At 37.5% G+C, this 16721-nt stretch carries 2 protein-coding genes; both read left to right on the top strand.

What is annotated here, in order from left to right; translation table 11 throughout:
• Nucleotides 1-4936 (top strand): Ig-like domain-containing protein (locus IJL02_RS08635; protein ID WP_292815001.1); only part of this gene is annotated, 4936 nt, incomplete at its 5' end.
• 690 nt (nt 4937-5626) lie between these two features.
• Nucleotides 5627-16693: a right-handed parallel beta-helix repeat-containing protein gene (locus IJL02_RS08630; protein ID WP_292814999.1), complete on the top strand. Its 11067-nt coding sequence runs from the start codon at nt 5627-5629 to the stop codon at nt 16691-16693.
• The last annotated feature ends 28 nt before the right edge of the window (nt 16694-16721 follow it).

Genomic DNA, 16721 nt, shown 5'->3' with positions numbered 1-16721 from the left:
TAAAGTTGGTAATTATACTGTTAAAGTTGTTTATAATGGTGACGGTAAATACTTCTCAAGTGCTGAAAATGAAACCAAATTCTCTGTGAACAAGGTTAATGTGACTGAACCGGACATTAAGGTTATTGATCAGGGTAATGGCACTGTTGTGGTTGTTGTTCCGGGCAATGCTACCGGTAATGTGACTGTCACTGTTGAAGGTCAAAACTACACAGCAAATGTCACTAATGGTACTGCTGTAATTACTTTAACTAATGCAACTCCGGGAATACATAATATTACTGTTATTTACTCAGGTGATGGAAACTACACTAACGTAACAACAAATGCTACAGCAAATATCCCTAAATATGAAACTCCAATTACAGTTAATATCACTGATATTAAGGAAGGAGAAACTGCGGTTATCAATATTACTGTTCCGGTTAATGCCACTGGAAATGTTACTGTAATTATTGGTGGTCATAAGTACTCTGGTGAGATTGTAAATGGTAATGTGACTGTTAAAGTCGAAAACTTGACTGCCGGTGATAAGACTGTTGTTGTTGAGTATCCTGGTGATTCTAACTACACTGCTAACTATACTGTTGGTAATTTCACTGTTGGCAAAGCTAAGGTTGTTCCGGATATTGTGGTTGTTGATCAAGGAAACGGAACTGTTGTTGTGGTAGTTGGAGGTAATGCTACTGGTAATGTGACAATTACTGTAGATGGTCAGAACTTCACTGGAAACGTTACCAACGGTACTGCTGTAATTACTTTAACTAATGTAACTCCTGGAGTACATAATATTACTGTTATTTATTCCGGTGATGGAAACTACACTAATGTAACTACAACTGCTGATGTATCTGTTCCTAAATATGAAACTCCTATAACAGTTAATGTTACTGAAGTTAAAGAGGGTGAAACAGCGGTTGTTACAGTTACTGTTCCGGTTAATGCCACTGGTAATGTGACCGTAACTATTGATGGAAAAGAGTATACTGCTGAAATCATTGGAGGCAATGCTACAGTTGAGATTGAAAACATAACTGCAGGTCCGAAAACCATTATAGTCGAATATCCTGGTGATTCTAACTACACTGCAAACTATACTATTGGTAACTTTACTGTTGAGAAGGCTAAGGTTGTTCCGGATATTGTGGTTGTTGATTTAGGAAACAACACAGTTGTGGTAGTTGTTGGAGGTAATGCTACTGGTAACGTAACAATAACCGTTGAAGGTCAAAATTACACTGCTGATGTGATAAACGGAACTGCTGTCGTTACATTAACTAATGTAACTCCTGGTGTACATAATATTACTGTAATCTACTCTGGTGATGATACATATGCTAATGCAACTGTCAATGCAACAGTTGATGCTGCAAAATATGATGCTCCAATCAATGTTACTGTAAGTGAAGCTAAAGAGGGAGAAACCACTACAATCACTGTGAACGTCCCTCAAAATGCTACTGGAAATGTAACAATAACCATTGATGGTAAAGAGTACGCTGGTGAGATTAAAGATGGTGAAGCCATTATTAAAGTTGATAACCTGACTGCTGGTGATAAGACTGTTGTTGTTGAGTATCCTGGTGATTCTAACTACACTGCAAACTACACTCTTGGTAATTTCACTGTTGAGAAAGCTAAGGTTGTTCCTGATATTGTAGTCGTTGATCAAGGAAACGGCACCGTTGTAGTTGTTGTCGGAGACAATGCAACAGGCAATGTGACTATAACTGTTGGCGGTGAAAACTTCACTGGTGAGGTTATTAACGGTACTGCAGTCATCACTGTTGATAATTTAATCCCTGGAAACAATACTGCTGAAGTATTCTACTCCGGTGACGACAAACATACAAATTCAACAGTCAACACAATAATCAACGGCCTTCAATATGATACTCCAATTAATGTCACTGTAAGTGAGGTTAAAGAGGGAGAAAATGCTACTGTAACAATAACGGTCCCTGAAAATGCCACTGGCAATGTTACAGTTACTATTGACGGTCAAAAATACACAGCAGAAATCATAAATGGTATTGCTACTGTTGAAATTGAAAACCTGACTGCAGGTCCTAAAACAGTTCTTGTTGAATATGGAGGTGACGATAACTACACCTCAAACTACACAACAAAAGATTTCACTGTCGAAAAAACTAAACAAACCTCTGAAATCTACGTAGTTGACCAAGGCAATGGCACTGTTGTTGTGGTTGTTCCAAATAACGCTACTGGTAATGTGACTATAACTGTTGGCGGTGAAAACTTCACTGGTGAGGTTATTAACGGTACTGCAGTTATCTCTGTTGATAATCTTGTTCCTGGCAACAATACTGTTGAGATAATGTACTCTGGTGATGATACTCATACTGCGGTTGCTGTAAATGCTACAATCAATGGTATTAAGTATGATGCTCCTATCAATGTCACTGTTAACGAAGTCAAAGAGGGTGAAACTGCCATTATCACTGTTGAAGTTCCAGTTAATGCAACAGGCAATGTTACAGTCACTATTGATGGTAAAGAGTATTCTGGTGAGATTAATGGAGGTCTTGTAACTGTTAAAGTTGAAAATATAACTGCAGGCGATAAATCAGTCATTGTCGAATATCTTGGTGATGACAATTATGCAGCAAACTATACAATTTCAAACTTCACAGTTGAAAAAGCTAAAACAACACCTGATATCAATGTTGTAGATTTAGGAAACGGTACAGTTGTAGTTGTTGTCGGTCCTAACGCTACTGGCAATGTGACAATTACTGTGGATGGTCAAAACTTCACTGCAGATGTAATAAACGGTACAGCAGTAGTTAACCTGGACAATGTAGTTCCTGGAACATATGATGTTGATGTAATCTACTCTGGTGATGATAGATACAACAATGCAACCAAAGAAACAATAATTACAATTGCAGAACAGCCAACCAAAAAGGACACTCCAATAACTGTTGAAGTAAACGATATTTACGTTGGAGAAACTGCAAAAGTAATTGTAACTGTTCCTGAAAACGCTACTGGAAATATTACAATTGAAATCAATGGAATATCTCAAACCCAAGAAATTATTGGTGGTAAAGCAACATTTGCTATTGGTGGTTTAGCTTATGGAAACAAAACAGTATCTGTAATATATGCTGGAGATGATGAATACACTCACAATGCAACTACAGCACAATTCAAAGTATCTAAACTTAATTCAAGAATCAATGTGTCTGTTGAAGATGCCAATGTCGGTGAAAATGTAACAATTATAGTATACGGTCCAACTGACGCAACAGGTCAGGTATTAATCGATATTGACGGTGTGGGGTACTATGTAAACCTCACAAATGGTGTCGGATTAATTGATATACCTCGTATACCTAGTGGAATCTACAATGTAAATCTTACCTACGTGGGTGATGATAAATACCTTGGAAGTTCAAATGTAACTGTATTCAATGTATCAAAAGTAAAATCATTTGTAATTCCTGTTGCACATGACATTTATGTTGGTGAACTTGAAACAATCAGATTAACTGTCCCTGTTGATGCAACCGGAAATGTAACATTAATTATAGATGGTGATGAATACCATTTAGACTTGGATACTGGTCTGTTGACTGCTGCATATAGCGAAGGTGACAAATATTCAGTTGCAATCAGTGGCGGAAATGGTGAAATTGTTATTTCCGGTTTGCCGAAAGGAGAATATACTGTAAGTGCCAAATACAATGGAGATGCAAAATATCTTCCTGCTGTAAACGCAACAACCTTCAAAGTGTTAAAATCAAATACTGAAATGGAAGTTATTGATCAGGGCAACGGAACAGTAATTGTTAAATTGCCTGAAAACGCAACAGGTAATGTTACAATCAAACTTGGAAATGAAACTTACGTTGCTGATGTGGTAAATGGAACTGCTGTAATCACATTGGATAATGCAACTCCTGGAAAACATGAAATTGAAGTAATATACTCCGGTGATGATAATTACTTGCCTGAAACAACAAATTCCACAGTTGAAATTCCTAGGTATTGCACTCCGATAAGCGTTTCAACACATGATATTTATGTGGGTGAAACAGAAACAGTTGTAGTAATGCTTCCTGAGGATGCTACAGGTAAAGTAACTATTGAAATCAATGGTGTGGAATACACAGCAGATGTGAAAGATGGAAAAGCAACATTTGAAGTTGACGGTCTTGCTTTTGGTAACAAAACAGTTGCAGTACGCTACGAAGGTGACGACAGCTATGTTGAAAACTTCACAACAGGTCAATTTGAAGTGGCTAAAAATCCGTCAACCACTAAAGCAACTTCCAAAGACATCAAAGTCGGTAAAGATGAAGTAATTACAGTAACTGTTCCTGGTGATGCTACCGGTCGTGCACTTGTTGATATTAATGGAATCGGATACTATGCAGATATCATTAACGGTAAAGCTAAAGTCATCATTCCAAATCTGGAAGCTGGAAAATACAAAGCTACAGTAATATATGAAGGTGATGACAAATACCTTCCAAGCAATACTACAACTTCATTCAAGGTGGTTAAATCTTCAACTCCGATTTCAGCAACAGGTGATGAAATTGAAGTTGGTGAAGATGCTGTTGTTGTAATTGATCTTCCAAGTGATGCAACTGGTATTGTAACAATCCGGATTGACGGAAAGACATATGCAACTGAAGTGGTTGACGGCAGGTCAGTGTTTGTAATTCCTGGATTGAGTGTTGGAATCTATTTGGTAGATGTCTATTACTCAGGTGATGACAATTACCCTGCAAACAGCACAGTTACTTTTGTTGTTGTAAATGACTCTCCGGATAGAAACGATACAAACCATTCAGTACGTGCGGGTGTTGAGCTTTCAAACTATCCAACAGGAAATCCATTACTGATAGTATTGCTTGCACTATTGTCTATTGGATCTATAAGAATTAGAAGATTTAGGAAATAAATCTTTTAATTTTTCTATTTTTTTTAATGTATTATTCTGGGGTATATTCTGTAATATTTTCAATATTTGATATAACTATTTGTTTTCATAAATAAATACATCATAATGGATTTTTTTTATTATGATATTATATATGTAAGCGTTAATATTGTTAGCTTGACTATAATGTTGTGTATATTTCATAGCAATTGTCGAACCATTTAATCAAAATATTAAATTGTATAGTTAATTTATAATTTAAATAAATATTTTATTGGTATTTATAGGGATTTTGCACATTTTTATTTAGTAATTTGATATTTTTTATGTACATTTTGCATTGAAATTTTTAAATTTTTTTAAAAACATTTCAACATTTTTTCCTTATGTTGGGTGATGTATATTATGTGTATTTGTTGTTGTGTCAACTATTAATTTTCGCTGTTTTTCTTTAATTTTTTTCAATTTGAAATTCCAATTTTGGATAAATTTCACATTTGAAAACTGTATTTTTTATATATGTAGCAATACAAATGATGGATTATTATTTTGTTCAGATAGTAATTTTATTTCTTAAATTATTTTAATTTTTTTTACAATTCACTATTCAAAAAGCATATATATTATAAAAATCTAAAATAAATATCACTGTAAACTCTCCATTATTTTCCTATGGAAAATAATTTTTACAAAAAATGGAGGGGGTGTATTATGAATAGAAAAGAGATATTGTTAATATGTTTAATATTGTGTTTTATCTGCTCACTTCAGGCAGTAGCTTCTGCTGATGTAAGCGTTGATGACACACATGATGTAAAATTAGTAGCATCATCTAATGCTATTGACAATGACCTTTCATCATATTCACACTCCGAGAATAGTCAAATATTAAGGGGTGAAAATGATGACGCAGGATCATTTTCAGACCTTCAAGCCAAGATAAACAGTGAGTCTGGCACAATCACGCTGGATAAGAATTATACTTTTAATGAGTCACTTTTAACTGATATTGCTCTTGCAAGTTCAGGTATAGTGGTACAGAAGGATTCAACCCTCACAATCGTGGGTGAAACCGGTAAGAATATCACTATAAATGGTTTGGGAGATTCCAAGCTGTTCTCATTTAAAAGTCATGTGATTCTACAAAACATTAATTTCATTAATGGTGTAGGACACAAAACTTCATCCATTACGTCCGATGACATGCTGGAGATATCTGACTGCAGATTCTTTGACAATACGGGTAAACTGGGTGGAGCTATCCAGGCCAATGACGGCTTGACAGTCACTGATTCTATCTTTGAAGGTAATATAGCGCTAGATGGTGGAAGTATTTATGTAGGTAATAGTGATAAGACTTCTATAATCGAAAACTGTAATTTCACTGACTCTAAGGCAAGTACTGGTGATGCGGGATGTATTTATTCCGATTCTTCACACTTGACTTTACGTAATCTAAACATTACTGATGCGGCCGCTGCTTTAAATGGTGGTGCAATTGTGCTTAACGGTGAAAACACAGTTTTAGACCATCTCTATATTGCAAATTGTAGGGCAACCAACGGTGGGGCAATGTATTATACCAAAGCTCCTAAACAGTCTACTTACTTGGCATTCGTCAAAAACCACGCATTCATTGATGGTGGTGCGGTATATATGTTATCACATAGTGTCGGTCAGGGATTGTCATCTGGATTGGTTAATTCTACATTTAAAGATAATATTGCAAATGACAATGGTGGTGCTTTATACATCGTAGGTAATAATGGTTATATGTTTAATGTTACATTTGAGAGTAATACCGGTACTACAGATGCTGGTGCTGTATTTATTAAAGGTTCAAATTGGAGAGTTTATAATTCAACCTTTAATAACAATAAAGTCAACAACAGACATGGTGGTGCTATATATCTAGAAAATAGTACTGGTACTCAAATATGGTACAGTAACTTCACAGGCAATGATGCTTCATATGATGGTGGTGCAATATTTTTATACAATAGTTCAAAAACTACTATTGCATATTCTAACTTCACAAGTAATGTTGCAGGTTATGGTGGTGGTGCTGTATATTGGAACTTTAATGCGGATAACGGTACATTAACTCACTCCAGATTCATCAGAAATACTGCGAGTTCTGGTGATGGTGGTGGTGTATATTGGAATGGTAACAGAGGTAATATTACCTGGTGTACATTTGAGTATAATAATGCTAAAGGTTCTGTTTCTGCAGATACTGGTTTCGGTGGTGGGCTATCTATATCCGGTATATATACTAATGCAAGTAACTGTATCTTTAAGTACAATCATGCTGATGTTAATGCTGGTGGTTGTGTAGTTAAAGGTAATGACCAAAGTAGTAGTACTTATGTTACTGTTAGAGATTCCCTATTTGAGTATAATGATGCGGGTAGGAATGCTGGTGGTTTGTGCTGGAATGGTAACTCACCTCATGGTACTGCCATAAATTGTACATTCAGATATAATCATGCTTTAGGTTCAGCTGGTGCACTTGGTTGGCAAAGTAGTTATGGTAAAGTATATAACTCTACCATGGAACATAACTATGCGTTAGGCACATTCGGTTCTGAACACCCTGGTCATGGTGGAGCTATGACATTTAGAGGTAATCATAACATTGCATATAACTGTACTTTCTACAACAACACTGCTGCTAAGGATGGTGGTGCGGCATACATGAAACTTACCAAGAATAATCCTAGCAATACCAATACCACATTTGAACTTTGTAGGTTTATCAACAACACTGCTAATAATAATGGTGGTTCACTTGCATGGGAAACTGGTTCAAGTTATGGTTATGTAACTCAATGTAACTTCACCAACAACACTGCTTTGAGATCTGGTGGTGCAATTGACTGGGAAGGTAACTATGGATTTATAGAATATTCCAACTTCACCAATAATAAGGCTACTGGTGATGTTATAGATGCCATTGGTGGTGGAGATGCAGGTGTTATTCTATGGATTGGCAGTCATGGTCATTTAAAACATTCTAACTTCACTAATAACTTTGCTAAATATCGTGGTGGTGTCGCATTCCTGAAAGGTAGTACTAACGTTACCTTCGACGATACTGTATTCAAGTTCAATATAGCTGGAACCAACGGTGGAGCTATTGACTGGCAGGAAGGTTCTTCCAACGGCAGACTGCTCAATTCTGTCTTCATCAACAACACTGCCTGGAGGTCTGCAGGTGCTGTATACTGGTTCGGTACCAACGGTACAATCTACAACTGTAACTTCACAAACAACTCTGCTGTAGGTAATGTAACAGTCGATGACAGGAAAGCAGCAGCCATTACATACTCCACTGTTGGAGGTAACGGTGGTGCTGTTGTATGGACTGGTTCTATAGGAAATGTAACCAAAGTTAATTTCGAATTCAACTATGCTGAACGCTTAGGTGGAGCAATGTTCCTGGAATTAAATGACAATGTTACTATTAGCTATGCTAACTTTACAAATAACACTGCAGGAATTAACGGTGGTGCTGTTGACTGGTATAAGGGTGCTACAAACGGTACTGTAAAACATGCTAATTTCATCAACAACACAGCTAAAAGATCAGGTGGAGCTATATACTGGTATGGTCATGACGGTACTTTGTACAATATTACATTCAAATACAACAAGGCTTTAGGTAATGCATCATATATTAATCCGTTTGGTGAAAACACTACTGGCGGTGATGGTGGTGCTGTATTCTGGACTGGTTATGATGGTAATGTAACTCTATCTAAATTTATTAATAACACTGCAGCAAAACGTGGTGGAGCAGTATTCTTGCAGGGCGCAACTGATTATTACTGTAACAATACTCAATTCAAATCAGTATTGTTCGAAAACAACACTGCCGGTACAAATGGTGGTGCTGTTGACTGGTTTAAAGGAGCAACACATGGTGTAATTGACAATGCAACATTTAGAAATAATGTGGCTAACCGGTCAGGTGGTGCTGTATACTGGAATGGTGACTATGGAGATGTCCTAAACTCCAACTTCACCAACAATAGGGCATTAGGTATAACCTGGGCCATCAATGCATATGGTGAAAATACCACTGGAGGTTCCGGTGGTGCAATGATATGGTCCGGTTCCAATGGTATTGTATATAACTCCAGATTTATCAACAACACTGCAGCAAGACACGGTGGTGCTGTGTACATGCAGGGAACATCCGAAGAAAACTGTACCAACACTACATATGATTTATGTTACTTTGAAGGAAACAACGCTACAATCAATGGTGGTGCGCTTGACTGGCACGAAAATGCTCATGAAGGTCTGGTAAATAATTCATACTTTATAAACAACCGGGCAGGAGCAAATGGTGGTGCAGTATTCTGGTTAGGTCACGACGGTAATATTACACACTCCAACTTCACTTATAACTATGCATTAGGTAATGTGGCTGATGACTATCAAAACCAAGGTGACGGCGGAGCTGTCATATGGGGTGGACTGAACGGATATGTGGATGACTGCTGGTTTAAATTTAACAATGCAAGTGCACGGGGTGGAGCTGTCTACATACACAGCTGTGAACACGGTAACAATAATACTCACTTTACAAACTCACACTTCATCAACAACACAGCAGGAACCAACGGTGGAGCTATCGACTGGCATGCAGGAGCAGAAAACGGTACTGTAAGTAAAACTGAATTCATCAACAACACTGCTCATGTAAATGGTGGAGCTATTTACTGGAACGGTATCAACGGTTCCATTATTGATTCCAACTTCACAAATAACTCTGCTTACCAGAATGGTGGTGCAGTATACTGGGAAGGAAATCAGGGTTTAATCAACGGTTCAATATTCAAATATAATAATGTAACAGGATATTTGAATTCATCCAGAGTAGTTAACTATCACAACGACAAAACAGGAATTGATGAGGTCCACTATGACATTTTAGGCGGTGACGGTGGAGCTATTATCTGGAAAGGTTCACAATCCACAATCGAAAATTCCACTTTCTATAAAAACTACGCACCTTACCGTGGAGGAGCAATCTTCTTTACAAGCCTTGGAACTGAAAACTGTGAAAACGTAACAATTAAGGATTCCAACTTCACATTAAACGCTGCAGGAATGAACGGTGGTGCTGTCGATTGGGCTAAAGGCGCACACAACGCAACTATATTAAGTTCATACTTCAACAACAACACTGCAGGCAGATCTGCAGGTGCAATATATGTAAGCGGTAATGATTTGGACATTGAAGATACAGAATTCAACTACAATAAGGTTACAGGCGAAACCAAATATGACAACCGTACAAACGTATCCAACTACACATCCATCGGCGGTAACGGTGGAGCAATCTGTTGGGTGGGTTCATATGGTGATTTGGATAATGTAACATTCCTCAACAACACCGCTACCCAACGTGGTGGAGCTATCCAATTTGAACAGAATAAAAATACCACAATTGAAAATTCAAGATTCATTAACAACACTGCAGGTACCGAAGGTGGAGCAATCGACTTCTACAAAGGCGCTGTAAACGGTAAAATCATCAACTCCAATTTCACCAACAACGCCGCTTATGAAAACGGTGGTGCAATCTATTGGGAAGGACACTACGGTACAATCAACGGAACCAGATTTGAAAACAACAAAGTTTTAGGTTTAGGTGACGGAATTGAATTGGAAGTAAAAACTAATCCAGATACTAATGTACAGGAAAAACGTTATAATATTACTGGCGGTGACGGTGGTGCAATTAAATGGACAGGTTCACACGGTATAATTGAAAACACCACTTTCTACAATAACATTGCTGAATATAATGGTGGTGCGGTCTACTTGATTGGTAATGCAACTGAAAACTGTACCAATATTACATTTATTGACTGTAACTTTACACTGAATCTGGCTAAATTAAATGGTGGAGCTGTTTACTGGGCTAAAGGTTCATCAAACGCTACTGTAAATGGAACATACTTTGACAACAACACCGCTAAGAGATCTGCAGGTGCTATTTACATCAGCGGAGATTACCTAAACATTAAAGACACTCAATTCAGATTCAACAATGCGACTATGGAACAGACCTATGATAACCGTACAGGCGCCGGATTCTTCTCCTCTGAAGGAGGTAATGCAGGTGCTATCTGTTGGATGGGTTCATACGGTACTGTGGATAACGGTACATTCATTAACAACACTGCTTTCAAACGTGGTGGAGCTATTCAATTTGAGAAAAATCAGGAAGGTACTGTTAAAAACTCCCTCTTTGAAAACAACACTGCAGGAAGCGACGGTGGAGCAATTGACTGGTATCAAGGTGCTGTCAACGGTCAGCTTATAAATTCAACATTCAGAACTAATCATGTCAGCGATAGTAATGCACGTGGTTCTGCTGTTTACATCGAAGGTTATAATGCAACAATTAAGGATTCAAGATTCTATGAGCACAATTCCATAACCGATGGTGGTGCAGTATACATTGAAGGTGATTTGGCAACTGTTGATAACACCACATTCGAAAATATCAATACCACTAAAAAAGGTGGAGCAATATATGTAACCGGTGATAATGCAACAATCACTAACACCAATTTCACTAATCTCCGCGCTAATAATGACGGTGGGGCATTATATGTAAATGGTACTGGGTGTACTTTATATAATTCCACATTTACAGATAATGTGGCTGGTGATGATGGTGGTGCAATCTACTGGCAAGGAAACTTCGGTACTATCTATAACATTACATGTGCCAACAACAAGGGTATCAGTTATGGTACAAGCCACTCCAAAGGAGGTACAATCTGTATTACAAGTAATGATACTTCTGTTGATAAATCAACTTTCACAGACAGTTTCACTTCATATAATGGTGGAGCAATGTTCATTACTGGAAACAATGTAAACATCACAGACTCAGACTTTAAGAACTGTAGTGTGGATGTAACTTTATCTCCGGATGGTGATGATTTGCCTTATGGTGGTGCATTATATGTTTTAGGTGAAAATACCACTGTGGCCGACTGTACATTTGATAACTGTACTGCAATTCAGGGTGGAATTATTTATGTTCAAGGAAATAACACTAAAGTGGATAATGCAACCTGTGGCAATTCTCTAGCAACAAAATACGGTGGGGCATTTTATATTCATGGTGTAAATGCCACTATTTCCAATTCAACTGTTGAAAATACCAATGCAACATTATCTGGTGGTGCTATTTATATTGACGGAATTAATGCGGATATTGAAGATTCAAGCTTTGAAAAAACAAATGCATTCGGATCTACTACTAATGATGGTGGTGGAGCTATATTTATTAAAGGTGATTTGGCTTCTGTTGACAGATCTAACTTTACAGATAATGGAGCTAACAGTAACAATGCAAAAGGTGGAGCCATTTACATTACCGGTGAAAACGTTAATGTAACAGATTCCAAATTTGAAAACTCAAAATCTAACTTATATGGTGGTGCCATTTACATTCATGGTACTAATACTACTATATGTGATTCCAATTTCACAAAAACCAGTGTGGTTAGTTCAAAATCCCAAGGTGGAGCTATTTATGTGGACGGTATAAATGCTACTATCATTGGTTCCGAGTTTGATGAATGTGGTGCTGTTGAAAATGGAGGAGCTATTTATATTCATGGTGCAAATACTGCTATTCAGGATTCTAGTTTCACAAAAGACAGTGTTAATAGTTCAACTTCCAAAGGTGGAGCTATTTATGTAGATGGTATTAATACTAAGATTATCGGTTCCGAGTTTGATGAATGCAGTGCAAAACAACAAGGTGGTTCTATCTTTATTAAAGGAGCAAATACTAATATTACAGGTTCAAACTTTACAAAATCTTATATTTCTGCAGATACCACTTCTGCAAGAGGTGGAGCTATTTATGTTGATGGTCAAAAAACCACTATAGCAAAATCAGAATTTGAGGAATGTAGGGCAAATCAGGATGGTGGTGCTATTTATATTAAGGGTCAATTTGCAAACGTTATGGACTCAAACTTCAATGGATCTCAATCTAAAAATGGTGCTGGCCTTTATATTAGTGGTAACAATGCAACTGTAAACGGTTCCACATTTATACATGGCAGAGCTGGTGACTGCGGTGGAGGTATCTTCAGTGACGGTATTGGTTCTAAAGTATATAATAGTAACTTTACTGACAATACAGCAAGAAATACTGAAGTTCAAAATACTGGTGGTGGAGCTATCTACTGGAAAGGTGGTGCAAAGGACGATACCATTGAAAACTGTACTTTCAAGGCTAATGACGGTGGATTTGGTGGTGCAATCCGTTGGGTTAACGGTAAGGACAGTCAGGCAAGTGGTTTGATTAAGAATTGTACATTTGACTCCAACACTGGTTATAAAGGTTCTGCAATCAGTTGGGCATCCGCTAACACAGCTCACATTACTCTTTGTACATTCATTGGCAATATTGCTCAAAAGAACGGGGGTATTTATGCAGGAACCGATACTAGTGGTGGAGGAAACGGTTTTAATATATCCAATTCCAATTTTATAAATAATAAGGCCAGATGTGGTGCGGACATCGCTACCAGTGTCTCAAATGCTGTTATCATAAACTGTAATTTCACCAACTCCACTTCCGGATACGGCGGATCAATGGTTATAAGGGAAAGAGCACCTGTAAACACTACAGTAATAAATTGTAGATTCATCAATACCTCTTCCACAGGTTCAAATGATGGTGGCCGTAATGGTGGTGGAGCAATTTATGTTGCTGAAGATTTAGGCACGGAGGTCACAAAAAATATCCAAATTATCAATGTAACAATTATAAACACCACTTCAAATACTGATGGTGGTGCAATCAAATGGGGCAGTACTGGAGGAAGTGGAAATTACGGTAAACTGATAAATGTCACCATAATCAATGCAACCGCTACCAGTACCTGGAACAAGAACTATAATACCTACGGTAAGGGTGGTGCAATCTATTGGTTAGCACCATATGGTGAATTTATAAATGTCACAGTCATAAACGCCAATTCCAGAAATGACGGTGGTGCAATCTACATTGAAGGTGGAAACTGTAATATTACCAACTCTTCAATCAGCAATTCCGTTGCAAATAAATCCGGTGGTGCTATCTATTGGAATGGTGCAAACGGTATTGTAAACAATACTAATTTCACAAACAACTCTGCTTTAGGCATTGGTGGAGGAGCAATATACTGGGCTGGAACTGATGGACAAGTATTGTCTTCACTTTTCACTGATAACAGTGCAGTTGATGGTGGTGCTGTCTATTGGGCTGGAACTAAAGGTAAATTGGATAATTCAACATTCATCAAAAACCATGCTACAAATGGCGGTGCAGTATACTGGAAATCCTCTTCATCAACATTTACAAACAACAAATTCTACAACAACACCGCTAAATACGGTGGTGGTATATACTGGAATGCTGCAGGCGAAACAATGACCAATACAATAATGATGTACAACAGAGCGGTCAACGGTTCAGCCATTTACACAGCAGCTATTGCAAACATTGTTGATGCAATCCTTTTAGAAAACCAAGCTAAATCATATGAAATCTACAACAGGGCAACTACAATAATTGAAAGAAATGCTGATGATACTGTTACAATATTTACTTACTTCAGAGGCGGAGACAACGTACTTAATGCTATTTATAATGCAGCATATGTTTCAGCCACTCAAACCATTTCATTTAGAAACGTAACCTATCTTGGTGTTGGAGGTAGGAAAAATACTGGTGAGACAACTACAGTATATCCTGTATTTACCCACAACAACCCAAGTGAAATAGCTGATGACGGCAGAATCTATCAAACCAACCTTGAAGTCGAACAGGATATTTACGCATATGCTTATGACGGAGATAATGTCCTTCAGATGAATGCAACCGGTAAAACCAACTATAACGGTTCAGTTTATTATGTAACCAGTATTGCAAATGCAGGCGAAGTTAACGTTAAAGTATACCATCCTACTGATAACTACTACACATACATCGCATTTGCAAACAACACAAAATTGCCTACCGTAATCCTTGAAGTTAAAGACATTTACTTCCAGGAAACTGAATACCTAAACATTACCGTAAGACCGGAAGAAGCCGGTGAAACAGATAAGTTATGTCCGGGTAATGTGACAGTTTATCTAAACGGTGAGCTGTATGCAGCTAATGTATCATTAATTGAAAATCCGGATGGAGTTACCGGAAGCGTAACCATTCCAATTAAGGATTTACACGTAAACAAATACAATGTCTATGTTGCATATTCAGGCAATAAGAAATATATCCCTGAATACAATTCCACTTCATTTAGAGTATTGAAAATCCCATCATGGATTACTGTAAATGTGGATGACTACTACTATGGTGATATGGGCAAAGCAATCATTGAAACCATCAAAAACACAACCGCCAATGTAACAGCTATCATTAACGGTAAGGAATACAGACTGGAAGTCAATGAGACTGGTCATGCTGAAATACTTATTCCATTGCTTGATGCCGGCAACTACACTGCAGAAGCATACTATCTCGACTCCAATGACTGTTTCGCTTCAAATGCAACCGATGACTTCGAAATATTCAAGGTCAACTCAACAATCAACATTACCGGCGAGTACCTGAATACTCTAAACACTGTCAAAATATACATTGATGTCGGTCCTGCAGACACCGTCGGTAAAGTCTCAGTATGGTTTGAAAACAAACAGTATAATGTAACCTTAACAAATTCAAAAGCTGAATTGACACTGTATGCTATTTCAGCAGGTCCTTATAATGTTACTGCCGAATATTACGGTGACAGAAACCACTTCGAATCTCTTAACAATACCACACTTTATGCAAATAAATTCAGATCTGCTGTAGAAATTGATGTTACAAACATCACCTATGGCGATAACGAGACCATAGTGTTCACTGTAACCAAAGGAGCAACAGGCAACCTTACAATCACATTCAACGGCAAAACATTCAACAAAACAATTGACGCAAACGGTAAAGTAATACTTGAAAACCTTAAACTGGCGGCAGGCAATTACACAGTAAATGCAACTTACGCCGGAGACGATAATTATGATAGCGCTTATGGCGAAAACAACTTTACTGTTGCCAAAGCAATATCTGTTTTAGAGCCTGTCGTTGAGAACATAACTTATACTGATGTCGAACATATCATTGCCAAAATCAACCAAACAGGCAATGTTTCAATAATTATCAGAAGCTTAATCGATCCTAATGTTATAATCACCCAAAACCTCACTATCAACATCACCAATAAGCATAACGTAACCTGGAATGTATCAGGCCTTGCAAGAGGAGATTATATTGCTCAATTCATATTCTCCGGAAACCAAAACTACACTGGATGTGAGGTAAACGCAACATTTACTGTTGGTTGGGCAACTCCAAGAATAATCGTTGAAGTAAACGATACAATTACCGGTAATAGGGCTCCTATCAACATCACTGTTTATCCAAGGGAAAATGTAACCGGAAACGTAAGCGTATATCTTGACGGTGTTAAATTAGGTGAATTTGATCTTGTCGATGGATTCATCAGATTGTCTGGAGAAATCATGCTTGTAAACGGCACTCACGATGTTGTTGCTGTTTATAATGGTGATAATAACTTTATCCATGCACACAACTCAACCACATTTGAAGTGACTGGTGAGGACTTCAGATATGATCCTAAATTTAATTTAACAGCTACAAACGTTACAGTATTACAAAATGGAGAAATATAAATCAATCTGCCTGCGGATGCTACAGGTA

Source organism: Methanobrevibacter sp. (assembly GCF_017427765.1).
Classification (GTDB): Archaea; Methanobacteriota; Methanobacteria; order Methanobacteriales; family Methanobacteriaceae; genus Methanocatella.
The sequence above is the reverse complement of the archived record's forward strand: the minus strand, read 5'-3'. Positions and strand labels throughout refer to the sequence as shown.

Coding starts and splice junctions, on each gene's coding strand:
- IJL02_RS08630 (WP_292814999.1), top strand. CDS start 5,627: ATGAATAGAAAAGAGATATTGTTAATATGTTTAATATTGTGTTTTATC.